The sequence below is a fragment of the Campylobacter sp. US33a genome, assembly GCF_004378855.1.
GTDB lineage: Bacteria > Campylobacterota > Campylobacteria > Campylobacterales > Campylobacteraceae > Campylobacter_D.
Genome location: NZ_RYYL01000008.1, coordinates 21,657 through 46,461, shown reverse-complemented (window position 1 = coordinate 46,461; position 24,805 = coordinate 21,657). Strand labels below are relative to the sequence as shown.

Annotated in this window: 28 protein-coding genes; 8 read left to right on the top strand and 20 right to left on the bottom strand. The window is 30.1% G+C overall.

Features of this window, described 5'->3' with window-relative positions:
• Positions 1–22: 22 nt before the first annotated feature.
• Genes ELQ16_RS07280 through murJ form a run of 3 tightly spaced genes read right to left on the bottom strand, consistent with a single transcriptional unit; the run spans position 23 to position 4,606 of the window.
• Positions 23–1,756: an ABC transporter ATP-binding protein gene (locus ELQ16_RS07280; protein WP_134238889.1), complete on the bottom strand. Its 1,734-nt coding sequence runs from the start codon at positions 1,754–1,756 to the stop codon at positions 23–25.
• Positions 1,749–3,146 (bottom strand): cysteine--tRNA ligase, encoded by a 1,398-nt coding sequence (cysS, locus tag ELQ16_RS07275; RefSeq protein ID WP_134238943.1) that lies wholly within the window; start codon positions 3,144–3,146, stop codon positions 1,749–1,751. The genes ELQ16_RS07280 and cysS overlap by 8 nt, the downstream gene beginning before the upstream one ends.
• A gap of 2 nt (positions 3,147–3,148) precedes the next feature.
• Positions 3,149–4,606: a murein biosynthesis integral membrane protein MurJ gene (gene murJ, locus ELQ16_RS07270; protein WP_134238888.1), complete on the bottom strand. Its 1,458-nt coding sequence runs from the start codon at positions 4,604–4,606 to the stop codon at positions 3,149–3,151.
• A 112-nt stretch (positions 4,607–4,718) separates the two neighbouring features.
• Between murJ and ELQ16_RS07265 the strand changes: the two genes are divergently transcribed.
• From ELQ16_RS07265 to ELQ16_RS07235, 7 genes are all read left to right on the top strand, one after another.
• Positions 4,719–6,569, top strand: a complete 1,851-nt coding sequence (locus ELQ16_RS07265; RefSeq protein WP_134238887.1) for a DUF342 domain-containing protein — start codon at positions 4,719–4,721, stop codon at positions 6,567–6,569.
• Positions 6,545–7,099, top strand: coding sequence for a Holliday junction branch migration protein RuvA (gene ruvA, locus ELQ16_RS07260; RefSeq protein WP_134238886.1), 555 nt, complete (start codon positions 6,545–6,547; stop codon positions 7,097–7,099). Before ELQ16_RS07265 ends, ruvA begins: the two co-directional genes overlap by 25 nt.
• Positions 7,100–7,107: 8 nt before the next feature.
• A complete protein-coding gene (locus ELQ16_RS07255; RefSeq protein ID WP_134238885.1) occupies positions 7,108–8,154 on the top strand; it encodes a D-alanine--D-alanine ligase in 1,047 nt (348 codons plus the stop codon).
• A gap of 66 nt (positions 8,155–8,220) precedes the next feature.
• The gene (locus tag ELQ16_RS07250; RefSeq protein WP_134238884.1) at positions 8,221–8,436 is read left to right on the top strand and encodes a type II toxin-antitoxin system Phd/YefM family antitoxin; all 216 of its coding nucleotides are present in this window, start codon (positions 8,221–8,223) and stop codon (positions 8,434–8,436) included.
• Positions 8,437–8,438: 2 nt separating this feature from the next.
• Complete coding sequence (locus ELQ16_RS07245; RefSeq protein WP_134238883.1) at positions 8,439–9,179, top strand: alpha/beta fold hydrolase; 741 nt, start codon at positions 8,439–8,441, stop codon at positions 9,177–9,179.
• Positions 9,169–10,593 carry a UDP-N-acetylmuramoyl-tripeptide--D-alanyl-D-alanine ligase gene (locus ELQ16_RS07240; protein WP_134238882.1) on the top strand — a complete coding sequence of 475 codons (1,425 nt, stop codon included), beginning with the start codon at positions 9,169–9,171 and terminating at the stop codon, positions 10,591–10,593. The genes ELQ16_RS07245 and ELQ16_RS07240 overlap by 11 nt, the downstream gene beginning before the upstream one ends.
• Positions 10,594–10,656: 63 nt before the next feature.
• Entirely contained in the window at positions 10,657–11,085 is a 429-nt protein-coding gene (locus tag ELQ16_RS07235; protein ID WP_243832609.1) for a PepSY-like domain-containing protein, read from the top strand.
• A 54-nt stretch (positions 11,086–11,139) separates the two neighbouring features.
• Here ELQ16_RS07235 and rplS read toward each other — a convergent pair whose 3' ends face one another.
• The 15 genes from rplS to ELQ16_RS07160 form a co-directional block, all read right to left on the bottom strand.
• Positions 11,140–11,496 (bottom strand): 50S ribosomal protein L19, encoded by a 357-nt coding sequence (rplS, locus tag ELQ16_RS07230; RefSeq protein WP_134238881.1) that lies wholly within the window; start codon positions 11,494–11,496, stop codon positions 11,140–11,142.
• On the bottom strand, positions 11,486–12,208 hold the full coding sequence (gene trmD, locus ELQ16_RS07225) for a tRNA (guanosine(37)-N1)-methyltransferase TrmD (RefSeq protein WP_134238880.1): 723 nt from the start codon (positions 12,206–12,208) through the stop codon (positions 11,486–11,488). The genes rplS and trmD overlap by 11 nt, the downstream gene beginning before the upstream one ends.
• On the bottom strand, positions 12,205–12,738 hold the full coding sequence (gene rimM, locus ELQ16_RS07220; RefSeq protein WP_134238879.1) for a ribosome maturation factor RimM: 534 nt from the start codon (positions 12,736–12,738) through the stop codon (positions 12,205–12,207). Before rimM ends, trmD begins: the two co-directional genes overlap by 4 nt.
• Positions 12,731–12,973: a KH domain-containing protein gene (locus ELQ16_RS07215; protein WP_134238878.1), complete on the bottom strand. Its 243-nt coding sequence runs from the start codon at positions 12,971–12,973 to the stop codon at positions 12,731–12,733. Before ELQ16_RS07215 ends, rimM begins: the two co-directional genes overlap by 8 nt.
• Before the next feature lie 5 nt (positions 12,974–12,978).
• Positions 12,979–13,206: a 30S ribosomal protein S16 gene (gene rpsP / locus ELQ16_RS07210; protein WP_134238877.1), complete on the bottom strand. Its 228-nt coding sequence runs from the start codon at positions 13,204–13,206 to the stop codon at positions 12,979–12,981.
• 64 nt (positions 13,207–13,270) lie between these two features.
• Positions 13,271–14,605: a signal recognition particle protein gene (gene ffh / locus ELQ16_RS07205; protein ID WP_134238876.1), complete on the bottom strand. Its 1,335-nt coding sequence runs from the start codon at positions 14,603–14,605 to the stop codon at positions 13,271–13,273.
• Positions 14,606–14,670: 65 nt separating this feature from the next.
• On the bottom strand, positions 14,671–15,423 hold the full coding sequence (locus tag ELQ16_RS07200) for an RNA pseudouridine synthase (RefSeq protein ID WP_134238875.1): 753 nt from the start codon (positions 15,421–15,423) through the stop codon (positions 14,671–14,673).
• The gene (gene waaA, locus ELQ16_RS07195) at positions 15,404–16,582 is read right to left on the bottom strand and encodes a lipid IV(A) 3-deoxy-D-manno-octulosonic acid transferase (protein ID WP_134238874.1); all 1,179 of its coding nucleotides are present in this window, start codon (positions 16,580–16,582) and stop codon (positions 15,404–15,406) included. The genes ELQ16_RS07200 and waaA overlap by 20 nt, the downstream gene beginning before the upstream one ends.
• Positions 16,579–17,298, bottom strand: a complete 720-nt coding sequence (locus ELQ16_RS07190) for a zinc ribbon domain-containing protein (protein ID WP_134238873.1) — start codon at positions 17,296–17,298, stop codon at positions 16,579–16,581. The genes waaA and ELQ16_RS07190 overlap by 4 nt, the downstream gene beginning before the upstream one ends.
• Positions 17,299–17,309: 11 nt before the next feature.
• On the bottom strand, positions 17,310–18,035 hold the full coding sequence (locus tag ELQ16_RS07185; RefSeq protein WP_134238872.1) for a Nif3-like dinuclear metal center hexameric protein: 726 nt from the start codon (positions 18,033–18,035) through the stop codon (positions 17,310–17,312).
• On the bottom strand, positions 18,022–18,885 hold the full coding sequence (gene glyQ, locus ELQ16_RS07180) for a glycine--tRNA ligase subunit alpha (protein WP_134238871.1): 864 nt from the start codon (positions 18,883–18,885) through the stop codon (positions 18,022–18,024). Before glyQ ends, ELQ16_RS07185 begins: the two co-directional genes overlap by 14 nt.
• Before the next feature lie 12 nt (positions 18,886–18,897).
• Positions 18,898–19,416, bottom strand: a complete 519-nt coding sequence (locus tag ELQ16_RS07175) for a DUF3972 domain-containing protein (RefSeq protein ID WP_134238870.1) — start codon at positions 19,414–19,416, stop codon at positions 18,898–18,900.
• A 9-nt stretch (positions 19,417–19,425) separates the two neighbouring features.
• Entirely contained in the window at positions 19,426–19,920 is a 495-nt protein-coding gene (purE, locus tag ELQ16_RS07170) for a 5-(carboxyamino)imidazole ribonucleotide mutase (protein WP_134238869.1), read from the bottom strand.
• A complete protein-coding gene (locus tag ELQ16_RS07165) occupies positions 19,921–21,174 on the bottom strand; it encodes a peptidase U32 family protein (RefSeq protein WP_134238868.1) in 1,254 nt (417 codons plus the stop codon).
• Positions 21,171–21,878, bottom strand: a complete 708-nt coding sequence (locus tag ELQ16_RS07160; protein ID WP_134238867.1) for a chemotaxis protein — start codon at positions 21,876–21,878, stop codon at positions 21,171–21,173. The genes ELQ16_RS07165 and ELQ16_RS07160 overlap by 4 nt, the downstream gene beginning before the upstream one ends.
• Before the next feature lie 176 nt (positions 21,879–22,054).
• Here ELQ16_RS07160 and glnA point away from each other — a divergent pair, with 176 nt between their 5' ends.
• A complete protein-coding gene (gene glnA, locus ELQ16_RS07155) occupies positions 22,055–23,485 on the top strand; it encodes a type I glutamate--ammonia ligase (RefSeq protein ID WP_134238866.1) in 1,431 nt (476 codons plus the stop codon).
• 13 nt (positions 23,486–23,498) lie between these two features.
• Here glnA and ELQ16_RS07150 read toward each other — a convergent pair whose 3' ends face one another.
• Together ELQ16_RS07150 and ELQ16_RS07145 are read right to left on the bottom strand one after the other, a co-directional pair.
• Entirely contained in the window at positions 23,499–24,182 is a 684-nt protein-coding gene (locus ELQ16_RS07150) for a hypothetical protein (protein ID WP_134238865.1), read from the bottom strand.
• A complete protein-coding gene (locus tag ELQ16_RS07145; protein WP_134238864.1) occupies positions 24,157–24,702 on the bottom strand; it encodes a hypothetical protein in 546 nt (181 codons plus the stop codon). The genes ELQ16_RS07150 and ELQ16_RS07145 overlap by 26 nt, the downstream gene beginning before the upstream one ends.
• Positions 24,703–24,805: the final 103 nt, after the last annotated feature.

Here is a 24,805-nt window from a genome sequence, read left to right as displayed (position 1 = left end):
TAAAATATTAGCAAAATAACTTTTATTTATGCTTTAAACTCTTTTCTTTGAATTTTTTATACAATTCACATTCTTGCATTAACTGAGCGTCCTTGCCTATTGCCAAAACCTTTCCTTGATCTATAACTGCGATTTTATCAGCATTTTCTATAGTACTTAAACGGTGTGCAATCACTAAAATCAGCCTATCTTGCTTTAAATTTTCTATAGTTTTAACAATGGCTTTTTCACTCTCATTATCAAGTGCTGAAGTTGCCTCATCAAAAATGAGTAAATCAGGATCTTTATACAAAGCTCTAGCGATAGCAATGCGTTGCTTTTGACCCCCACTTAAATTTTTACCGTGTTCTTTTACCTCTGTATAAATTCCACCCATTGCTTCAACAAATTCATAAGCATTGGCTAACTTTAAGACCTTAATGATTTTTTCTTCATCTAATTCTTCACTATAAGCTATATTTTGAGCAAAACTATCATTAAAAAGATAAATATTTTGTGTTACGAGTCCTATTTTATCACGCAAACTTTGAATATTAAATTCGCTAATATCTAAACCATTAAATAAAATTTGACCCTTTTGTTTTTCGTAAAAATACATCAAAAGATTGATAATAGATGATTTTCCGCTCCCGCTTGTTCCAACAAGTGCAAGCATTTGCCCATTTTGAAAGTCAAAATTAATGCCATTTAAAACATTTTTATGTGGATTTTCATAAGAAAAATATACATCTTGAAATTCTATGTGATCGATTTTTTTAAGCTCTTTATCTCCGCCTTTAATTTGCGGTTCTAGATCAAGTAAATAAAAAGTCCTTTCACTTGCCACTATAGCGCCTTGCAATTTACCATAAAGCGAAGAAAGTCTTTTTAAGGGTGTGTAAATCGCAAAAAGCGCGGTAATAAAAGCAAAAAAACTCCCCACACTCATCGTTCCATGAATAACTTCACGCCCACCTATAATAATCACTGCAGCCACCCCAAGAGAACCAATAATTTCCATCAAAGGACTAATGAGGGCATCAATGCGAGTGGATTTTAAATTAAGGCGACAAAGCTCATCATTTTGCTTGGCAAATTTACCACTTTCTTTTTTTTCACTATTACTTGCTCTAATAAGCTCGATATTTGAAAAAATCTCACTGAGTCTCGAAAGCAAATCTGAATTTGTTTCTTGAATACTTTTTGCATATTTTTTGAGTTTTCTTGCAAACCATACCAAAGGAAAAATCGCACAAGGAAGTACCACTAAAGCGAAAAAAGCAAGTTTTGGACTTTGATAAAGTACAACCGCTAACAATCCAACAATGGTTAAAAATTCTCTAAAAAAATCAGGAATGATATTTGATACTATGCTTTGAAGGGCGTTAATATCATTGGTACAACGGCTTATAAGCTCTCCATTTCTATTGCGTTTAAAAAAATCCATATCAAGTCTTAAAAGATTTGTCAAAACCTTAAAACGCAAAATTCTTAGCGTATCAGTACCAATAAAACTTAAATAATAAGTTTGCAAATAAAAGCCCAAATTTTTTAAAATATAAATTATTACCAATACAAAAGGCAAAGTATAAAGCAAAGTTTCGTTTTTTTCTACAAAAATATAGTCCAAAATAGGCTTCAAAGACGCAAAACTTCCTGCAGTTCCAACGCTAGTAAGCATCATTCCAAAAATAGCAATGGCAAATTCTTTTTTGTATTTTTTATAAAAGGGTTTAAAGCGGATTAAAACATCTTTTAAACTCATTTGTTTATGCATTATTTTTTTCCCAAATAGTGCCTTGTGGGGTATCTAAAAGCACGATATTCATTTGCGCTAACTCAGCTCTGATTTTATCTGCTGTGCTAAAATCTTTCATTTTTTTAGCTTCATTTCTTTCTTGAATTTTTTGCATTATTAATTCTTTTTGTTCCCTACTCACACCAAATTGAAAATATTCGTTCCACGCCAAAAAGCCAAAACCAAAAAGCAAGGCAAGTTCTTCTAAACCCTGTTTTAAATCAAGTTTTAAAGAAATATTTTTAGGCTCTTTGTCAAGTTCTAAATTTGCTTCTACGATAAACTCATCTAAAGTTGCTAAGGCCTTTGAGATATTTAATTCATCGCTTAAATCTTTTAAAGCCCTATTTGCAACCTCGCTTTCAAAAGAATAAATTTTATTTTTATCAAAATCACTAAATTCTTTCAAATCAAGTCTTTGTTTAAGACGATAAAATTTATCCAATCTTTTTTTACTCAAAGCTAAATCTTCTAAAGAATAATTAAAATGAGCCCTATAATGCGAACTTTGCAAATAAAATCTTAAAAGTTCGGGATGAAATTCATTCAGCGCGTCTTTAATGAAAAAACTATTATTTAAACTTTTACTCATTTTTTCACCATTAATATTTACAAAACCATTGTGCAGCCAATAACTTGCAAGCTCATAATTGTTCGCACATCGGCACTGCGAAGCTTCATTTTCATGATGAGGAAAAAGCAAATCAATACCCCCAGCATGAATATCCAAACCTTCGTTAAAAAGCGAATTTATCATCGCAACACATTCAGTATGCCACCCTGGTCTTCCTTTACCAAAAGGCGCATCGTAAAAGTTTTCATCAAATTTCCATAACACAAAATCGCTTTCATTTTTCTTTGCTACCTCATTTTCAAGCCTTGTGATATTTTCCTCTAAACCTCTTTTGGATAAAGACAAATAAGACTTGTCTTTGCTCGTATCAAAATACACCCCATCTTCTAAAACATAAGCAAAACCTTGCTTTTGTAAATGAGCAATCAAAGAAATCATCTCTCTAATAAAATGCGTCGCTCTTGGCTTAAAATCAGGATCTAAAACATTTAAAGCCTTCATATCTCTTTCATAAGCAGCGATATAAAAGTCAGTCAGCTCACTTAAATTTCTACCACTTTCTTTCATTTTTTTTAAAATTTTATCATCGATATCGGTATAGTTTCTAGCAAATTTAACCCTAAAACCAAGCGCTATAAAAACACGGTGTAATAAATCAAAGCACACGCTACTTCTTGCATGTCCCAAATGAGCATCATCGTAAGTTGTAGGACCACAAAGATAAATGCAAACTTCATTTTCTTTTTTTGGAATAAAATCTAATTTTTCTTTCTTAACACTATCAAATAATTTCATCATCAAAATAACCCTAATATAAATTGATAAATATTATTAAAAAATAAAACAATATAAACTTTGAATTCTAGCAAAATTAAAGTAAAAATTCCTAACACAAGGATATTAAAAACAAAAAATCTAGGCGAAAATAAAAGTAAAAATTTACGAAAACCAAATTCTTTGATATTGGCAAAAAGCAGATAAAAAGCAGATAAAGATGAAGATAAGGCCACTCCTAAAACTTTAAAATAATCTTCTTTTATAAGATAAATACATAATAAAGAAAAAACAACACTGATAAATAAGGCGATAAACGCCATTTTGGCGGCAAGTTTTTGTTTAAATTTAGCATAAAGCCAAAGGGAAAATAATTTTTGCAAACCAAAAGGCAAAAGTCCTATTAAATAAGCAATTAACACATAAGCGGTAATTACACTGTCTTGATGAGTAAAATTTCCATGTTCAAATAAAAGTTTTGAAATTTCTACTGAAAAAATAATGCCTACAATACTAGATATTAACAACAAAAAAGTCAAAAGCTCAAAAGCTTTTTTCATAAAATTTAAAGCTTGCTCTTCTTCGTTGAGTTTTAAATGCTTTAAAATTTTAGGAAAAGAAACCTGAGTTAAAGCAATGGCAAAAAGTGCTAGAGGAAGCTGAAAAACACGGTTAGCATAATAAAGATAAGAAATACTACCTGTAATTAAAAAACTCGCTATTGTAGTATCTAACAAAGAGCTAATCTGTGTTGCAGAAGAGCCTAAAACTCCGTGAAAAAAATTACTATAAAAACGATCCAGTTTAACCTTAGCTCTTTTGAGCTTAATACTTGCAAACATTGCTTTGATAGTTTTGTTATTTTTCAAGGCAAAAATATGCAAGATAAGTTGAGCTACACCACTTAAAACCGTAGCGTAAGAAAAATAATACATCGTTGTAGCTGGATCATTTTTATCCACAAAAAACGCAGCAATTACAATGCATAAATTAAACAAAGAAGCCGAAAAGGAAGTAATAAAGAATTTTTGCTTGTAATTTAAAATAGCCCCTAAAAAAGTTACGATAAAAATAAAAAATAAATACCAAAAATTTATCGCCACCAAAGGAGATGCTAAAGCTATAGTTTTAGCATCAAAACCAAAGGCAAAAATTTTAGTAAAAAAAGATGAAAAAAAGCTTACTAAAAGACAAAGCAAAAATACAATTAAAGTAAAATGACTAAAAACCACAACACAAAATGCACCTTTTTGCTTCGAATTAGCAAAATTAGGCAAGAAGCTTTGTCCAAAAGCCCCTTCAGCAAAAATCCTTCTAAAAAAAGCAGGCATTTTTAAAGCTACAAAAAAAATATCACTATAAAGCCCAGCTCCCAAAAACAAAGCCAAAAGCATATCTCTAGCTAAACCTAAAATTCTAGAAAATAAAATCCCCAAAGCATTGACAATAAAATTTTTAAAAATTATATTTTTTTTATTCATTTTTTCTCTTGAAAAGTTGTATTTTTGAAGTTTGGAGTTTTATTTTAACTAATTTTGATTAAAATTCGATTATAATTAGCTTTTTAATTTAATAACACAAGGAGCTTTAAGGATGAATGAAGACTTAATTATCACCCAAACCAATCACCCTTATAAAGAACTTCTTAATGTTGCCTCAAGAACTTCACTGGAGGTGACAAATTTAGATTTTAATATACTTTATTTTTCTACCCTTTATTCTATTGATAATACGGAATGGCAAAGACTTAACGAGAAAGATTTAAATATTTTTGATCAAGATGAAATATTTTTAAACCCAAATTTAAAAATCACCCAAGAATATAAAATTGAAATTTTTCAAAAAAAAGAAAATACTTTGGAAGATAAAATTAAACTCATTGCCAATAAAAATCTCACAAAAATCATTGCTAATATTGATGCAAAAAATTTGGAATATCACGAAAAATTACCTATGCAGATGCTTCAAACCATCTATAAAAAATTGCTTAAAAATAACCTATTTATAGGAATTCGAATTTTTGATTTTAAAAAACAATTACTTTTAATAAATAAACAAATTCAAAACAAAAAACAACAAGAATTTCAATTGATTGTATGTAAAGGAGTGAATGCAATTTTTCCACAAAACGAAACATTAGAACTAACTTATAAAGAAAAATTAAAAAATAGCCCCTTGACTCAAAATACCCCTATTATTGCCATTAATGAAGGTGAAATTGCGCTTAGGCATCTTAAAGCAAAACAAGGTCGAAGAGGAAGGGATTTGCATTTAAATTTTATCGAAATCAAAGAAGAAGAGAAAAAGAAAAAAATTCACTTCTCCTGCTCGGATAAATTTGAATTAAGAGAAAAAGAATTTGCTGATGAATATATCGCTAAACAAAAAGGTTACATAATACAAAACGGTGATAAATTCGATATAGCTAATGTAGCTGAATTTAATACAGTGGATTTAAAAAATGTAGGTTGTATCAATGTGGGAATTGATAGCAAAATTACCATTAATATTAAAAATCTTTCTGAATTAGACGATGCTGTAAAATCAGGAGTTAGCATAAAATGCGAAGAATTAAATATTGACGGAAGCGTCGCGCAAAATACGATCTTAAACGCCAAAAAACTTGCCCTTAGAGGTACAACCCATACTCAAACTAAAATTTTTGCAAAAGATGCAAAAATCAACACACATAGAGGTTATTTTGAAGGGGAAAATGTTGAAATAGACTTATTGGAAAATGGACATATTAAAGCCAAAACCGTTAAAATAAACAAAAGCCTTGGAGGCACTATAGAAGCGGAAAATATTTTTATTACTACCTTAATGAGTAACAATACGATTGCTTTCAACAAAAGTGTTATTTTTGAAATTTGCGAAGGCAATAATAATAAATTTTTAGCACAAATTTCAAAAAATGAAGTGGATTTTGAAGAACAATTAAATCAACTCACTAAACAAATTCATGAATTAAATTTAGAATTAGAACCTTTGAAAACAAGTATGCAAAATAGCAAAGAGGGTATAAATTTACTCTTAAATGAAATTGATAATTTTAAGCAAAATAAACAACAAATTCCTGCAAGTTATCTTGAAAAAGTTAAAGAATACCAAAATCATTTAGAATTTTACGAAAATTTAAACCAGAAAGAAAAAGATCTAACTTTAGAAAAAAGAGAAATTTTAGACAAAATTGAGCTTGCACAAGAAGAACTTTTTAAAGCAAAAATCATCAATAAAAAAGGGGTTTGGACTGATATGAATGAAATTAAATTTAAATTCATTTATCCCAAACAAGAACTTTTGCATTCAACACTGCTTGATGAACACACTAAGGTTTTTACCTTAAGAACAACTGTCGAAAACAACGAAGAAGTCGCAAAAATCGACAGATTGGATGAATACAACGAAAAGGATTTAGAATGGTTGTTGCAATCGAAGGAATGATTACACAAAAAGAACCTACTTTTATTACCATTAAAACAAATTCGGGTTTAAGTTATGGAATTTATGTTTCCTTATTTTGTAGCGCAAAATTGCAAAAAAATGAAAAAATAGAACTTTTTATTTCTCAAATCATCAAAGAAGATTCAAATAAATTTTATGGTTTTTTGGATAAAAATGAGCAAAAAATGTTTGAATTATTGTTAAAAATCAACGGTATAGGAGCAACAACCGCAATGGCAATTTGTTCCAGTCTTGATGTAAATTCTTTTTACAAAGCTTTGCAACTTAATGACGAAAATGTCTTTAAAAAAATCCCTGGAATTGGGCCAAAAAGTGCAAAACGCATCATTGTGGAATTAAGTGATAATAAAATTCTACTAGAAAATACTCAAGATGATAGTAAAAGTCAGGCTCTTGCTGCTCTTATTTCGCTTGGCTTTAAGCAAGATAAAGCTTTGCAAGCTCTAAGTCAATGCCAAAGCAATGAGACAAGCGAGCTAATCAAAGAAGCATTAAAAAAACTTTCATAAGGATAAAAATGATTTACGCAATAATTTTTGGAGCAAATTCATACGAACACGAAATCAGTATAGTGAGTGCTATTGTTTTAAAAAAAGTTTTAAAAGCAAAACTTTTATTTATTTTTTGTGATAAAAATAGAGATTTTTATCTTATTGATAATGCAAAAATGAATGCTAAAACCTTTAGTTCTTTAGCTTATAAAAAAGAAAAAAGGTTAATTTTAAAACAAGGTGGATTTTACGAAAAAACCTTATTTTCAGACAAAAAGATAGAATGTGATTGCTGTATCAATCTCGTGCATGGAAAAGACGGAGAAGATGGGAAAATAGCAGCTTTATTTGATTTTTTTAATATTGAATACATAGGCCCAAGACTCGAAGCAAGCGTTATTTCATACAATAAAGAATTTACAAAACTTTACGCACAAAAAGTTGGTGTTAAAACCTTACCATATAAAATATTAAAAAACTACGACGCCACTTCTTTATTAAGCCCATTAGATTATCCTTGCATTTTTAAGCCCACAAGACTGGGTAGTAGCATAGGCATACAAATTTTAAGCGAAGCGAGTCAATTAGATTATTCTTTGGATGTGGCATTCGAATTTGATGACGAACTTTTAGTAGAACCTTTTATAGACAATATCAAAGAGTATAATCTAGCAGGTTGTATGATTAAAGATGAATTTGTTTTTTCTATCATTGAAGAGCCAAATAAAAATAAATTTTTAGATTTTGAGCAAAAATATCTTTGTTTTAGTTCTCATTCAGAAGTACAAGAAGCAGATTTAAGCGAAGAATTAAAGGAAAAATTAAAAGAAAATTTCAAAAAAATTTATAATCCTTTATTTAAAGGCGCATTGATTCGCTGTGATTTTTTCATACATAATGATGAAATTTACCTTAATGAAATCAATCCAAATCCCGGATCTTTAGCAAATTATTTATTTAAAGATTTTTCTTCAATCATTCAAAATCTTGCACAAAATCTACCACATGAAAAGCAAATTAATATAAATTATAGCTTTTTACACTCCATCAATGGACAAAAAGGGAAATTATAAGTTTTTTTAAGTCTTAATACGCTAAATTTTACATAAAATTTAGCGTATTTAAGGAAACAAAATTTTATGTTATCTTTCAGTCAAGATGAAATTTATACTGCTACTGAAGTAGTGCGTAATTTTAGCCCCATAGTTGAAAAAGTCAAAAAAAGTCCTAGCGGAAAAATAGTGATTTTAAAAAACAATAAATTTGAAGCCGTATTGCTTAGTATGCAAGAATTTGAGCGTTTGCAAAATGCCGTGCAGCTTTTAGAAAGCATTTATAAAAATCAAAAGGCTTAAAAATGGCACTTACCACACTTGCTTATAATAATAAAAATTATCAAATTTCTTATGAGCTCATCAACAACAATCAAATAAAAAGCATCTTAGTTTTGCATGGTTGGGGCGCTAATAAAGAATTAATGAAGCAAACTTTTTCTAAAGTCTTAAAAGACTTTAACCAAATTTATCTTGATCTTCCAGGATTTGGAAATTCAACCATTGAAGAAATTTTAAACAGTAAAGATTATGCAAATATCGTCCTTTCTTTTTTAAAAAATAAAAACCTACATCCAGATATTTTTATGGGGCATTCTTTTGGTGGCAAAATTTGCACTTTACTTTTAAATAAAAATATTTACCCAAGCTCTTTACTCATTTTACTTTCCAGTGCAGGTATAGTAGCGAAAAAATCTTTTAAAACTCGTTGTAAGATTAAGCTTTTTAAAATACTTAAAAAACTAGGTTTTGCTCATCTTTATAAATATTTTGCCAGTAAAGACGGGGCAAATCTAAGTCCTTTAATGTATGAAACTTTTAAAAAAGTTGTAGATGAAAATTGTGAGTTAGATTTTGCTAAAATTCAAAATCCAACTTTGATTTTTTGGGGCATAGAAGATAAAGCAACTCCTCTTGAAAGCGGGAAAAAAATTTACAAACTTATCTCCCACAGTCAATTTTTTACTTTTGAAGGAGATCATTTTTTCTTTCTGCAAAATGCCCAAAAAATCACTCAAATCATAAGGAATAACCATGCTAAATAATTTAATATTTTTTATCAACACTCTTTTGATTAATTTCTGTCTAGGATTTTACCTCATTAGTGCATTGCAATGGTATTCTTATAAGATTAATCGCGTATTGTTTCATTTTGCTAAACCTTTATGGCATATTTATTTTATTCTTATTCCTTTAATTGCTTTTTGGTTTCTTGGAAAATATTTTTTAATTTTTGCCATTTTTAATCTTGTCGCCTTGTATTTATGGTATAAAAAGCTAGATAAAAAACTTGTTTTCACCGCTAAAATTAAAAAATTTTTTGCAATATTAAGTTTTCTTAGTATTGTTTTTGGGATTTTATCTCTGTATAATTTATACAACTTATCTCCACTGGCCTTGTTTTTTAGTCTGATAATTCTATCTGCTTATGAAAAATACAGAAATAATCTTTTCTATCAACAAGCAAAAAATAAAATTCAAAATATGAAAGATCTTAAAATCATTCTTATTACGGCAAGTTTTGGAAAAACAAGCATTAAAAATTTCTTATATGGGCTCATAAAAGAAGATTATAAAAGCTATAAAACACCAAGAAGCGTTAATACTCTTATGGGTATCATACAAGATATTAATGATAATGTACAAGCTGATACGCAAATTTATATTGCCGAGGCAGGTGCTAGAGAAAAAGGAGACATTTTACAAATTACCGAGCTTTTAAATCCTCATATTTGTATCATTGGAGAGATAGGGAATGCACATTTAGAGTATTTTAAAAATATAGAAAATACTAGAAATACAAAACTAGAAGCATTGAATTCAAACAGATTACAAAAGGCTTTTTTGCATAGTAGCACGCTTAAAAAGGATAATGAAAATCAAATTATCTATGACAAGAAGCTATCGCAAAGCTCTCAAAGTCTTGAAGGCATAGAATTTGAACTTTTATTAAATGATTCTAAGCAGCATTTTAAAAGTCCGCTATTGGGAATTTTTAATGCACAAAATTTAGCGGCATGTATCCAATGTGCTTTATATTTAAATATAAATTTAGAAAAAATTCAACAAAGAATATCCCAACTTAAAGCTGTAGAACATCGCTTACAAATCATATCCAAGGAGCCAAAATTTATTATTGATGATGGCTTTAATGGTAATTTTCAAGGAATGAGCCAAAGTTATAAACTTTGCAAAAACTACAAAGGACGCAAAGTTTTAGTAACTCCTGGAATTTTAGAAGTAAGTGAGGAAGAAAATCAAAAACTTGCTGATATTATAAATGAATGTTTTGATTTTGTCATTATCACAAGCCAAAGTAACGCAAATGTATTAGATCGACATATTGTTTTGGAAAAAATCATCATCAAAGATAAAACTGAATTGGTTTCTGTCTTGAGTAAATATACCAAAAATGGTGACTTAATATTATTTTCCAATGATGCACCCAGCTTTTTATGATTATAAAATTCACATACAATTCACACAAAAAGAATAAAATCTAAAGAAAACAAGGAAATATCGTTGAATAAAAAAAATTTTTCTATTTTACTCTTAAGTCTTTTACTTGCAAATTTACTAAAAGCTGATATTATTGTATCGCCAGATTCTTTACCTACAACCATTAAGGCTTTCCTCGAAGAACATTTCAAGCAAGTTTCTATAGGTATAGTTCAGCAGGATAAAAATTCTTATGAAGTATATTTAAGTGATGGAACAGAACTTGAATTTGATATTGATGGACTATGGAAAGAAATTGAAAGCAAACACAAAGCTTTAAGTTTCAAAATACTACCAACGCATATTGCCTCAATTATTACAAACAGATATCCTCAAGCTTTTTTAATAGAAATTGAAAGAAAAATTAATCATTATAAAATTAAACTCTCAAATGGCTTGGAACTTTATATCGATAATAATGGGACAATAATTCAAGAAAGATACGATGATTAAAAACCTCTGCTAAAACAAAGGTTTTTTGTAGTTAAGTTAAAGAACTTGAAAATTTTATTTTTTAAGTTCTTTGATACGAGCAGCTTTACCGCGTCTATCTCTAAGATAAAATAATCTTGCACGACGAACGCGACCTCTTCTTAAAAGAGTAATACTTTCTAAACTCTCGCTATAAATAGGGAAGATTCTCTCAACTCCAACATTATTAGCGCCAATTTTACGAACAATAAAAGTCTCTCCAACACCTGTTCCTCTACGCGCAATACAAATACCTTCAAAATTTTGAATTCTCGTTTTATCCCCTTCTTTAATGCGGATAGCAAGTCTTATGGTATCTCCCGCACGAAAATCAGGAACACTTTTACCTTCCATTTGCTTAGCTTCAAACTGCTCTATGTATTTATTTCTCATTGTTTTTCCTCAATTTGCGTTCATGCTTTAAATATAGATCAGGACGAAAAAATTTCGTTTTGCAAGACGCCAAAATAAATTTTAAAGATGTGATTTTAGCATGATTACCCTTTAAAAACTCTGAAGGTGCATATTTTTTTTTATTTTTTGCAATAAATTCATAAGGCTTGGAAAATGAAGGAGCTTCGAGTAAATTTTCTTCAAAACTCTCTTCCTCTAAACTCTGAGGATTTCCCAAGACTCCTGTTATATTACGAGCAATAGCATCGCACATTACCAAAGCGGGTAATTCTCCACCTGTTAAAACAAAATCTCCTATACTAAAAACCTCATTCGCAAAATTTTCAATAACCCTCTCATCTATCCCCTCATATCTTCCACATACAAAACAAATGTGCTTTTTTTTACTTAATCTTTTAGCATCTATTTGATTAAAAGTCTTAGCACTGGGAGTTAAAAAAACAAAATGAATGTCTTTATCTTGAATTTGAAGCTCATTTAAAGCGTCAAAAAGAGGCTGTGCCTGCATCAACAGTCCTGCTCCACCACCTATTTTATAATCATCAACTTTTTTATAAATATTGGTAGAATATAATCTTGGATTAATAAAAGCAATATCGATATATCGCTTCTCGATTGCTCTAGCAAGTATAGACTCACTAAAATAAAATTTAACAAGATCTGGAAATAAAGTAACAAAACTAATTTTCATGAATTTTCTAAAATCAAAAAAGCATTTTGAGTATAAATACACTTACAATTAATATCGATGTTTTTTACATAATAATCATTATAAGGAATATAAAATTCATGACTTAAGTTTTCTAATTTTTCATCAGTTTGAATACAAAATAAATATCCTTTTCCAATTTCAAGTATATCTATTACCTTGCCTAATTTTTTTTCATCTTCAATAATATCGCAATCCAAAATATCAAAATAAAAATATTCATCTTTTTTTAATTTACAAGTTTTACGAGTATTTTCAATACTTTGAAAAAGTGTTAAATTTGTAAGTTTTTTAGCCAATTCTATACTTTCATAATTCTCAAATAAAACCAAAGAATTCTTCAAATCTGTATTTTTAATTTTATAAATATTTCTCCTATGATCAAAAAACTCGGCTCCTTTTTTAAACTGCTCTATAAAATCACTAACACTATGTAATTTTACAAAACCTTTTAAACCTGAAGTTTTTCCAAGTTTTGCAACTTGGACTAAACTTGTTTCATTTTTATTCAATAGTTTTTATACTCACACGATAAGAGGTTGAATCTTTGACCTTGCAAGCCAATATAACGGTTTTAATTGCACTAATCATTTTTCCATTTTTTCCTATTAATCTTCCTGCGTCAATTTTATCTGCAAAAATAATAATTTCAGAAAAATTCTCACCCAAATCATTTCTTTGAATTTGAATTTTATCAGGATACTCCGCGATTAACTTTGCATATTCTTTTAAAAATTTTTCAACCATTTTTGTTATTTACTAGTAATTGAAGCAACTTTATCGCTAAGTTTAGCACCTACGCTTTTCCAATAGGCCAAACGCTCAGCATCAAATTTAATCATCTCTGGTTCTGACATAGGATTATAATACCCAATACTTTCGATCCAACCACCATCACGGCGTTTTCTACTATCTGTTACAACTATGCGATAAAATGGTCTTTTTTTACGACCCATTCTCGTAAGTCTCACTACTGTCATTTTTATCTCCTTGTAAAAAATTAAATTTTAGCTATGGATATTCTTTAATACCCATAAATAAAATTTAAAATTGTCTTCTAGCTTGATTCATCATCTGCGTCAAACTTTCCATACCTTTTTTTCCTGAAAATCTTTTGGCTAATTTTGCAGCGTTAGAAAACTGCTTTAAAAAACGATTGACTTCCATTTGCGATAAACCCGCTCCCTCAGCTATACGGCGTTTTCTTGAATTATTTAATAAATCTGGATTTTCTCTTTCTTTTGGAGTCATAGAAGAAATCATGGCCTTAATATGGATAATTTCCTTTGAATTTTCCATATCCAGATCTTTAACCGCAGAAGCCATATTAGAAAGCCCAGGTATCATTCCAATGATGGATTTCATACTTCCTAGTTTTTTAATGCTTTCCATTTGAGATAAAAAATCATTGAAATTAAATTCGCCTTTTTTGATTTTTTGTCCTATTTTTTTAGCCTCTTTTTCATCTATGATTGCAGCCGTTTTTTCAGCCAAGGTTGCCAAGTCACCTTCGCCCATGATACGACCTACTATCCTATCAGGAATGAAAGCTTCCAAGTCAGCAATTTTTTCGCCCACTCCTATAAATCTTAAAGGAATATTAATTTGTTTCGCAATGCCAAGAGCAATACCACCTTTAGTATCAGCATCAAATTTAGATAAAATAACTCCAGTAATTCCCAAAGCTTCATTAAAACTTGCCGCTGTTTTCACACCATCTTGTCCGCTCATTGCATCGGCAACATAAAAAATCTCATCGGGATTTAAAACATTTTTAATTTCTTTTAACTCTTCCATTAAGGCTTGATCAATTGCTAAACGCCCTGCAGTATCCACAAGCAAAACATCACATAAACTATCTTTAGCTTTTTGTAATGCTGCAGTAGCTACCTTAATAGGATTGGTTTCATTTTCTATATAGAAAAGCTCTATTTCATTACTTTCGCAAAGCTGTCTTAATTGCTCCACAGCAGCTAAACGCTGCAAATCACAAGCTGCAACTAAAACTTTTTTATTACGAACTTTAAGATAATTAGCTAACTTCATCGTAGTCGTTGTTTTACCACCACCTTGTAGTCCTGCCATTAAAACAACTGTAGGAGGCTTAGAAGAAAAAACAAAGCCTTGATTACCTGGTGCAATAAGAATTTTCTCTAAATTATTTTTGATAGCATTTAGAAACTGTTTTTGTCCTATACCTGCATTCTTAACTTCTTCCTCAATTGCAAGAAGTAAATCTTTAGTAACTTTATGATGCACATCAGCTTTTAATAATGTTTTTTTCAAGGTTTCTAAAGCATTTTTTAAAGCTTTTTCATCATCAACAAAACGGAGTTTATTAACAGCTGTTTTAAATGACTCGCTAACTAGCTCAAACACTTAGAATCCTTTCCCAAAATCATTTTCAAAATGCTAATTATATAAAATATTTTCTTTAAATGGCTTTAAAAAATTAAATTTTTGATATCAAAACCAAATTGATTAAAACTTTCATCTAATGAAGCCTTAAAAGAATAATTAAAAATCTGTGTTTCATAACTATGCAAAAACATTCTATTGCTTGCAATTTTAGCATATTTATCATCCCCTATAATACCATGTTTTATATGGGCACAATGCAATCTAATTTGATGCGTTCTACCTGTATTGATAACGGCTTTAACTAGGGTTTTTTTACCTTGCACCATTAAAGGCGTAATTAAAGTATTTGCACTTAAACCATTTTTACTGATTTTACTCACAGCACCGTGCTTGTTTTTCAGAGTTAAAATAGGCTCATTAACTTCTACTTCCTCAGCCAAAATTCCACTTACTATGGCCAAATAACTTTTATAAACCCTTTGCTTTTTAAATTCCTCAATACATTTTAAACGAAATTCCTCATTCTTACATAAAAGCAATACTCCACTCGTACCCTTATCTAAGCGATTTAAAAGCTTTGCGTTGAATTGTTTTTCCAAACCCTCACTTATTGTAGCAAAAGATTTATTTACCGCGATGAGATTCTCGTCTTCAAATAAAATATGGCTTTTTCTAGGAAAAATAATATTAAATTTAGTTTTAGTATCCAACATACCACGGGCAAGCAATACTTTTTTATCTGAAACAAAAACACAGCCTTGATCAATTAATTCTTTGGCACGATTATTAGAAATTTTTTCTTGCAAAGCGAGCAGTTTATAAGCTTTTTCTTGCATCAATACCCCTTTTTATGCTATTTAAAATCATATAATTTTCTTTTTTATTTTTAAGTTTTGAAATTTTGTCTTTTAAATGAATTTTTTCATCAATTTTTCTTACATCGTCGCAAAATTCAATATTTTCTACTTCTTGATAAAGACTCTTTTGGTTGTGGATAAATACACCTGAAATAATTTTATTACAAAAACTTGCAGGTTCAATGGGATTGTGCCCGCCTATATTTTCAACAAAAGATCCACAAAGCACCACAATATCAGAAATAGCATAAAAATTTATAAGTTCTCCCAAAATATCTAGCAATAAAACTTTTGCTTTAAATTCTTCATTAAAATTTACATTATCTTTCATTGCACTAAATTTTTGCATATCGCATTGATTTTTCGCACAAAAAGAATGAATAATTTTTTCAACTTCGCTAAATCGCTCTGGATGCCTTGGTGCAACTATCAACCTTTCGTCTTCTTTCAGTGTTAAATTTGACAATAAAAGCTCTTCTTCTTTTTCATGAGTGCTTGCTAAAATAATCAACTTCCCTTGCGGTTTAGAATAATTTTTATTTACTTTAATAATAAGCTGACTTTTTGTGCTTTTACATACTTGTATATTCTTTGCACCCAAAGTTTTCAAACGCTCCTTATCTTGCTCACTTTGTGCAAAAACTTCATCAACATAAGAAAAAACTTTGCGATAAAAAAAAGCGAATCTCTGGTATTTTTTTAACGATTTATCCGAAATTCTAGCATTAATAAATAAAACTTTTGCTCCTTTTAATTTTGCCATAAAAACAAGCATAAGCCAATATTCCGCCTCGCAAATAACCAAAACTTTACAAGGAGAAAACCAAAAGGGCAAAAATATTTCAAAGGGCAAAAAATTAACCTTAGAAACATATTTTTTTGCCTCATCAAAGCCTGTTTGAGTAATCACTGAAATTCTAGAATCAAATTCTAAAACCAAATTTTCAATACTTCTAACTTCTCCAAAAGAACAGGCATGAAAATGCACATCAGCTGGTTTTTGATAGAAATTTTTATATAAAAAAAATCTCGATTTTAAAGATATTTTGTATTTTGCTTTAATAAAAGAAAGGATAAAAATAGGAAGAGCTTGAATGAGATAAATCATCCAAGCTAAACAATAATATAAAATGATCAATTTTGCGCTTCTTGCAACTCTTTGTATAAAATTCTACCACAGTGCGGACAAGTAACAATCTCTTCACCGCGAGCAATGGCTAAATAAGTTTTATCATAAATTTTCATAAAGCAACCATAACAAGCTTGTTTTTTCACAGGAACAACAGCTGTATTTTTAGCCCATTTACGAATTTTTTCATAAAAAGTTAAAACTTTTTGATTCATTTCTGAAACAAGCTTAGACTTTTTATCATATACACCCATTCTTTCTTTTTCTAAAACTTCCATTTCTTTACGGATTTGAGTATTAATTTCCACCAAGGCTTCTTCTTGCTTTTCTTTTTCTTCAAGAAATTCTTTTTTGGAATTTTCTTTGGCATCTAAAATTTTTTCAAGCCTAATCACTTCATCATTAGCAGAATCTAATTGTTCTTTTGCAATATCTTCTTCTATTTTTAATGCATTAGCTTCTTTTTCTGTTTTTATTGCACTTGTTTTTTTGGATAATTCTTTAATTTTTGCTGAAAATTCGGCAATATGAGCATTGTTTTGCATTCTTTGGGTTTGAAGCTCTGAAATTTCATTATCACAACGGCGTAATTCCTCTTCTAATTTAGCAATTTTACCTTCTGCTTCTTTAAGAGTTTTGGTAATATTTTCAATTTTTGGTTCAAAACTATCAATCTCTTGATCAATTTTTGATAAAAGCACAACTTGTTCTAAATATTTATTCATGGGGTATTTCCTTAAAAATATTGAAATGGATTTTTTGAAACTGATATTATAGCTTTTAACGACAAATTTTGCAACTCTTTTGCTAAAGAATTTGCAAAATATCTCTCACTTTCAAAATGTCCTACATCAATAAGATTTAAATTATTATGCAAGCATTCAAAAGCTTGATGATATTTAAAATCTCCACTTATGAAGCAATCAGCATCAACATTACAAATTAAATCTCCACCACTACCAGTGCAAATTCCTATACGCTGAATTTGTGTTTTTCCACAAAAACTTGTTTTTATGACATCTAATTTCAAACTTTGTTTAATACAAGATACTAAATCCCAAAAATCAATATTCATATCTACATAAGCAATAAAATTATCCCTATAAGTGATTTTAAAACCCAAAATTTCTTCAACAAAATAAGTATTTAAATGACTTAAGTCGTAATTAGTATGCATACAAATTAAAGCTATATTTTTTTTAATCATCAAAGTGATTAATTCGTTAGGATATTTCTCTCCACTTAAATGCTTCAAACCTTTAAAAATAAGTGGATGATGAGTGATAAATAAAGAATTTTCCTCTGCGTTTAAAAGTAAATCCTTATCTACATCCAAACTCACATAAACTTTGCTGATTTCATCATTTAAATTTCCTAGTAAAAGACCACTATTATCCCAACTTTCTTGAGTATCAAATGGACTAATTTTGTCTAAAAAATGATAAATTTCACTCAGTTTCATTTAAATTTTTCTTATAAATTTGAGCACAAGTCTTAGAAAGCTCGCGAATTTTTAGCATATAATCTTGTCTTTGCGCTACCGAAATTGCACCTCTTGCATCAAGCAAATTAAAAGTATGTGCTGCAAGCATACAATAATCATATGCTGGCAAAGCTAAACCTTGTTCTAAAATATTTTTGCATTCTTTGTAAGCATTTTCAAATTGAGAATTTAATACCGCCACATCGCTTACTTCAAAATTATATTTACTGAATTCATATTCGCTTTGTTTATGAACATCAGCGTATTTGATTTTTTCTCCATTAAATTCATTCCAAACTATATCATACACATTATCAACATTTTGAAGATACATGGCAATTCTTTCAAGCCCATAAGTAATCTCTGCACTTACTAAATCCACTGCAATTCCGCCCACTTGCTGAAAATAAGTAAATTGAGTCACCTCCATACCATCGAGCCAAACTTCCCAGCCAAGCCCCCACGCACCTAAACTTGGACTTTCCCAATTATCTTCAACAAAACGGATATCATGGCTTTTTAAATCAAAACCCAAATTTTCAAGGCTTTTTAAATAAAGCTCTTGGATATTATCAGGACTTGGTTTAATCAAAACCTGAAATTGATAATAAGCCCCCAAGCGATTAGGATTTTCGCCGTATCTTCCATCGGTTGGTCTTCTGCTTGGCGCTACATAAGCTGTCGCCCAAGGCTTTTTACCTAAACTTCTTAAAAAAGTTGCCGGATGAAAAGTTCCTGCTCCTGCTGGCATATCATAAGGCTGCATAATGGCGCAACCTTGTTTTTGCCAATACTCTTGTAAAGTTAAAATCATTTTTGAAAAAGTCATTTCAAATCCTTATTAATCTACTTTTTGTGAATTATCTTGATTAATTTTTTGACTGCGTGCATCACCAAAAGTTTCTATGGTTTTGTTCCACATTAATTTATATTTTCTTTTCATAAATTCAGCATCTTCGCGTGCATTTTTTAATTGCTCATTTAAAACTTCTATGGTTTTTCTATCTTGCTCATAAAGCTCTTGCATCGAATAAAGTGCATCTTTTAAAAATTTATTTTCATTTTTTAAAGCTTCTAAAGTCTCATCTTTTGCATCTAAAACTTTTTCATGTAAATTTAAAATGGTTCCTATAGTTTTTTCTATAAAACTCTCGCCAGCTAAAGTCATTGAATTTATCATGGCAGATTTTGAATTAACAGCACTTGGGACAACGCTAAAGGTACCTTGATTAGCTTCAATGTAAATTTTACCTTCTTCTTCTTTAAAATTTAAAGCACCATTTGCCATCATACCTTTAACCACATCTTCATTTAAATGCACAAGTTTGCAAAATTCCTTAAGCTCTAAAAAAGTCTGCATAATTCCGCCTTATAATAAAACTTCCACGCTTTTAGAATCAGCGATTAATTTCTCTTCTTTATTTTTACGATCTTCTTTAAGTGCTAAAGATAATTTTTCATCCTCTAAGGCCAAAATTTGCATTGCCAAATAAGCCGCATTTTGTGCACCTGCTTTACCTATAGCCAAAGTTCCTACAGGAATTCCACTTGGCATTTGTACGGTTGAAAATAAAGAATCCATACTTGCTAAGTTACTTCCAGCCATAGGCACTCCTAAAACAGGCTTAGTCGTATAAGCTGCTACCGCACCTGCTAAATGTGCCGCCATACCCGCTGCTGCAATAAAAACTCTCGCACCTTTTTTCTCAGCCTCTTTAATATAATCTTTAGTACGCTTTGGACTTCGATGTGCTGAAGTGATAATTAACTCATATTGAACACCAAATTTTTCAAGAGTTTTAGCACACTCACTCATCACATCATAATCACTTTTACTTCCCATTAAAATTGAAACAAATTTCATTTAAATTTCCTTTCTTAAAAAGCTAAATTCACTAATTTTACTTGGCATTTTTATCTCATTTTCATTACCACTGTGAATTTCGCTGAATTCTTTATTATTTTTAGCAATAATTTTTTTAAATTCCACAAAATTTTTATTGTCTTTGCGATAAATTTTACCTATTTCATTATCACATTCTAAAATCTCTTCTCCTAGAGGATTTAAAATCTCATAAGCAGTATTTAACACAACTTTGCCCTTGCATTTAAAATACTCACCATCTTCAACAATAGCATGCACTTGATGAGAGCCCTCTTCTATGCTCGTAGCGTGATTTTGTGTATTAGTTTTTTCTAAAGGGCGAGAAACCAAATAACCATCGGTAAAACCACGATTTTTAAGCGTAGCAATCTCTTTTTCATATTTAATAGCATCAAATTTTCCTGCTAAAGCATCTTGTATAGCCATTTTATAAGTTCTTGTTGTAAGCGCTACATAATACTCACTTTTTGTGCGTCCTTCTATTTTAAAAGCATTAATGCAATTTTCTTGCATAATTTTTTCTATATAAGAACACAAATTTAAATCTTTGGAATTAAATATATGTGTGCCATTTTCATCTTCTTCTAAGCGAAATAATGTGCCATTTTCAGGATTTTTGGCATAAAGCTCATAATTAAATCTACAATCATTCGCACAAGAGCCACGATTGCTCATTCTACCGCTTTGAACAGAACTTATTAAACAACGCCCAGAATAAGCAAAGCACATTGATCCATGCACAAAAGCTTCTAATTCTATATCGCAATTTTCTTTTAAATTTTTTGCATCTTTAAGCCCTAATTCTCTAGCTATAACTACGCGTTTTGCACCCATATCTTTATAAACTTTTGCATCAAGATAATTTAAAACATTAGCTTGGGTTGAAACATGCAAAGCAATTTCAGGAGCCAATTCTCTTACCAAGCTCATCGCGCCAACAGAAGCCACGATAAAAGCATCAGGCTTCATTTCTTTAAGTTTTAAAATGTGTTTTTTTAAGCCTTCAATTTGCCCACCTAAATGAAAACCATTTAAGGTAACATAAATTTTCCTACCCTTATCGTGAGTGTATTTAATCGCTTCTTCAAAAGTTTCATAATTAAATTCTCTAGCAGTGCGAGAGCGCAAGGAAAAATTATTCACTCCTGCATAAACAGCATCAGCCCCATAAGCCAAAGCAATTTTTAATTTTGTAAAATTTCCCGCAGGAGCCACAATTTCAGGAACAATCATTTTTTTCCTAAGCTTGCTATTAAAGCTTCGATATCATCATTACTCACCACATCAGTTGTGGTGTCGCCTTCTATATGCACCGCAGAACCCACGCGTTTTTTATCATCAATCCTACCTTCAAATAGACAATTCATATAACGACTTAAAGCACGCATAACATTAATAACGCGTTCTATTTTTTGACGATGAATATCTTGATATTGCATCGCATCCATTGCCATCATCACTTCATCTTGTCCTATTTGTAAATTTTCTATAATTTGAGAATTTTTTTTCTTGATTTCAAGATTAGCTTCCAAAATTTCTTCAAAAGTCTTTACATGCGGAAATTTTTCTTTTAAAGTAGTAAAAATTTCTATATTTCTGTCAACACCTAAATTTACTTCCTTAATCATCTTTTCAGAATCTGAAAAATTTCCTCCTATAGACTCTAATTTATCGATCATTTCAGTAGCTTTTTCTTCACTATCTCTTGTTACATCATCTAATTGATGAACAACTTTATGCTCTTTATTAGGCGGTGGAGGCGGCCATGCGATATTTGGTGATGGAGTGTAATCATTTGACTTTATTCCATCTACTATTTCTCCATATTGACTATCCTCTTGATCTTTTGAAACTTCCTCTGTTTTTGGCTCATTTTCTTGGACATCATCCAAATCAAGATCACCACTCATCAATGCATCTAGCTCTTCTTGAGTCATTTTTTATCCTTAATAATATAAAAACTTCGCTTATTATATTTAAAAAATGCCAAATATAGAATAAAACTTGCTTAAATATTATATTTTTTATTTGACTAACTTTTTTTTATTAACTAAAACTTAAATTAATAATTTTTTGATAGAATAATAAAATTATTTTAAACCAAGGAGAAAAAATGGGAAAATTTGTCAATGGTATTAATGATTTTTTTGATTTTTGTAAAAACAATGAAGTGCTTTTTGTAGATTTTCGCTTTACGGATATGATAGGTGCTTGGCATCATATTACTTATAATCTTCACGCTATCAATCAAGAGAGTTTTGAAAATGGAATTCCGTTCGATGGAAGTTCAATTCATGGATGGCAACCTATAGAAAAATCCGATATGATATTAAAACCGGATGCAAATAGTGCCTTTTTAGATCCTTTTACTGCGGACCAAACTATTGTAGTATTTTGCGATGTGTATGATATTTATAAAGGACAAATGTATGAAAAATGTCCAAGAAGTATAGCTAAAAAAGCAATGGAATATCTTAAAAATAGTGGTATAGCCGATACTGCTTATTTTGGTCCTGAAAATGAATTTTTTATCTTCGATAGTGTAAAAATTGTTGATAGTTCTAATTGCTCCAAATATGAAGTCGATACCGAAGAAGGTGAGTGGAATGACAATAAAGACTTTGTTGATAGCTACAATACCGGTCATCGTCCTAGGAATAAAGGGGGATATTTTCCAGTCCAGCCAATTGATTCTTTAGTGGATATTCGCTCCGAAATAGTGCAAACTCTTGAAAAAGTAGGACTTAAAACTTTCGTCCATCATCATGAAGTCGCACAAGGACAAGCAGAAATTGGAGTAAATTTTGGCACTCTTGTAGAAGCGGCTGATAATGTGCAAATTTATAAATATGTAGTAAAAATGGTAGCACATTTAAACGGCAAAACCGCAACCTTTATGCCAAAACCTCTTTATGGGGATAATGGAAACGGAATGCATGTGCATATGAGTTTATGGAAGGATGGAGTAAATTTGTTTTATGATAAAGACGGCTATGGCGGACTTAGTCAAAGCGCTATACATTATATAGGTGGGATCTTAAAAAACGCTCGCTCAGTTGCAGCTTTTACAAATCCTAGTTCAAATTCATACAAAAGAATCGTTCCGGGCTTTGAGGCACCTTGTATTTTAACCTATTCTTGCCAAAACAGAAGCGCAAGTTGTCGCGTGCCTTATGGCATAGGTAAAAACTCGGCTCGCGTTGAAATTCGTTTCCCAGATAGCACTGCAAATCCTTATTTAGCTTTTGTTTCTCTTTTAATGGCAGGACTTGATGGCATTAAAAACAAAACCATTCCTGTTGGACCTATGGATGAAAATTTATTTGATCTTACTTTAGATGAAATTCGTGAAAAAGGTATAGAACAATTGCCACACACTCTAAGAGGCAGTCTTGAAGCTTTGATCCGTCACAATACTTACTTAAAACCTGTAATGACTGATATTTTCATCGATGATTATCAGCACATGAAATTTGAAACCCAAGTTTGGCCTGTAGAAGCAAGACCTACAGCTTATGAATTCAAAACCTGCTATTCTTGCTAAAAATAAAAAAGCTCTATTTGGAGCTTTTTTTGAATTTTCTTTTCAATCTTTTTGCTTCAAACCATATCCAAATAAAACCACCTTTATACCATATTCTTTTTGAATATATCAATGCAATTCCTAGCCATTCTATAAGAGTGTAAGTTCTTTTTAAAGCCTTAATGTAATCTTGCCTCGTTTTGATACTTAAACCTTTATTTCTAAATTCTTGTGTCTTTATATAAGTATCTATAATCCTTGCATAAAAATCAATGGGTGGTATAAGAAAGTCAAAATCATATTCTTTTGAAATAATAAATTCTTCATTAACAAATTTTTCAAAACTAAAATTTTGCGTACTGCTAAGCCCATACGAAGAAGCTAAGAAAAATGCGATGAGATTACATTCGCTTAATTTCATAGCCTTTTCATCGCTCGAAACGCCTCTGCAATACTCTTTTATTTTTGCATGCTGATTTTTAGAAAGACTTAGCATCGTTTTATCATCGATTTTAATTTTATTAAAAAAACTAAAAACAAAATTACGAAAGCCACATTCTTTCTCAATTACCACGCCTGCATTGTAAATTTCTAAATTACAATAAACCCGATCAACATCATAATCATTCCAAGTATGCAAAGCTATAAGATAATAGTCCTTAAATTGCTCGTTAAAATAAAGTTTAGTGCCATCATAAAAATTTATAACACGATTCATCGTATTTTGAATTTTTAAGATGATTTTCCTGTAATAGTCCTTGAAATTTCATCTCCTTAGGAGTACAAATTTTAATTTTAGGATTATTATTTTTTATATGAAGTTTTTTGGGTAAATAAAAATTATCAATATTTTGAATGATATTTTTGGCTAATTCTTGAGTGATAAAATGAAATTGATGAGCCCCATCAAAAGTAAAATCAAAATAATTTAAATCTTTATTTTCATAGTATTTTTGCATATCAATTATATTAAAACCAAATTTTTGACAAAAACTTCTGTGGATATTATTAACAATTTTAAAATTCCCTATTTCGCACGGAAGCAAAATAACCAAAACTTTTTTATTTAAAAAATAAAGCTCTTGATACAGCCAAAAAGCATCCCTATGAACCATATCTAATGAAAGCTCACTTTTTTGACAGTGATTAATATGAATATTATTGACATTTGAATTTGTTATGATAAGTTCTGTGTTTGAAATGATATCTTGATTGCATATTCTTTTGATTTCATACAAATTTTGTATGCTTGAAGTTCCCCCTTAAAACAAAATTATAAACTTCTAAATGCCTCCACCCATATGGCTTTCTATTTTATGCCTTTAAAAAACCATTTAACAT

Bases quoted from the DNA above. Each gene is read 5' to 3' on its own strand.
- ELQ16_RS07240 (WP_134238882.1), top strand. From the start codon at position 9,169: ATGCTAAATAATTTAATATTTTTTATCAACACTCTTTTGATTAATTTC.
- ELQ16_RS07245 (WP_134238883.1), top strand. From the start codon at position 8,439: ATGGCACTTACCACACTTGCTTATAATAATAAAAATTATCAAATTTCT.
- ELQ16_RS07150 (WP_134238865.1), bottom strand. From the start codon at position 24,182: ATGAATCGTGTTATAAATTTTTATGATGGCACTAAACTTTATTTTAAC.
- ELQ16_RS07255 (WP_134238885.1), top strand. From the start codon at position 7,108: ATGATTTACGCAATAATTTTTGGAGCAAATTCATACGAACACGAAATC.
- rplS (WP_134238881.1), bottom strand. From the start codon at position 11,496: ATGAGAAATAAATACATAGAGCAGTTTGAAGCTAAGCAAATGGAAGGT.
- ELQ16_RS07265 (WP_134238887.1), top strand. From the start codon at position 4,719: ATGAATGAAGACTTAATTATCACCCAAACCAATCACCCTTATAAAGAA.
- ELQ16_RS07250 (WP_134238884.1), top strand. From the start codon at position 8,221: ATGTTATCTTTCAGTCAAGATGAAATTTATACTGCTACTGAAGTAGTG.
- ELQ16_RS07185 (WP_134238872.1), bottom strand. From the start codon at position 18,035: ATGAAACTGAGTGAAATTTATCATTTTTTAGACAAAATTAGTCCATTT.
- trmD (WP_134238880.1), bottom strand. From the start codon at position 12,208: ATGAAAATTAGTTTTGTTACTTTATTTCCAGATCTTGTTAAATTTTAT.
- glnA (WP_134238866.1), top strand. From the start codon at position 22,055: ATGGGAAAATTTGTCAATGGTATTAATGATTTTTTTGATTTTTGTAAA.
- ELQ16_RS07200 (WP_134238875.1), bottom strand. From the start codon at position 15,423: ATGCAAGAAAAAGCTTATAAACTGCTCGCTTTGCAAGAAAAAATTTCT.
- cysS (WP_134238943.1), bottom strand. From the start codon at position 3,146: ATGAAATTATTTGATAGTGTTAAGAAAGAAAAATTAGATTTTATTCCA.
- ELQ16_RS07160 (WP_134238867.1), bottom strand. From the start codon at position 21,878: ATGACTCAAGAAGAGCTAGATGCATTGATGAGTGGTGATCTTGATTTG.
- ELQ16_RS07165 (WP_134238868.1), bottom strand. From the start codon at position 21,174: ATGATTGTTCCTGAAATTGTGGCTCCTGCGGGAAATTTTACAAAATTA.
- purE (WP_134238869.1), bottom strand. From the start codon at position 19,920: ATGAAATTTGTTTCAATTTTAATGGGAAGTAAAAGTGATTATGATGTG.
- ELQ16_RS07280 (WP_134238889.1), bottom strand. From the start codon at position 1,756: ATGCATAAACAAATGAGTTTAAAAGATGTTTTAATCCGCTTTAAACCC.
- rpsP (WP_134238877.1), bottom strand. From the start codon at position 13,206: ATGACAGTAGTGAGACTTACGAGAATGGGTCGTAAAAAAAGACCATTT.
- ELQ16_RS07190 (WP_134238873.1), bottom strand. From the start codon at position 17,298: ATGAATAAATATTTAGAACAAGTTGTGCTTTTATCAAAAATTGATCAA.
- ruvA (WP_134238886.1), top strand. From the start codon at position 6,545: ATGGTTGTTGCAATCGAAGGAATGATTACACAAAAAGAACCTACTTTT.
- ELQ16_RS07215 (WP_134238878.1), bottom strand. From the start codon at position 12,973: ATGGTTGAAAAATTTTTAAAAGAATATGCAAAGTTAATCGCGGAGTAT.
- ELQ16_RS07175 (WP_134238870.1), bottom strand. From the start codon at position 19,416: ATGCAGACTTTTTTAGAGCTTAAGGAATTTTGCAAACTTGTGCATTTA.
- murJ (WP_134238888.1), bottom strand. From the start codon at position 4,606: ATGAATAAAAAAAATATAATTTTTAAAAATTTTATTGTCAATGCTTTG.
- glyQ (WP_134238871.1), bottom strand. From the start codon at position 18,885: ATGACTTTTTCAAAAATGATTTTAACTTTACAAGAGTATTGGCAAAAA.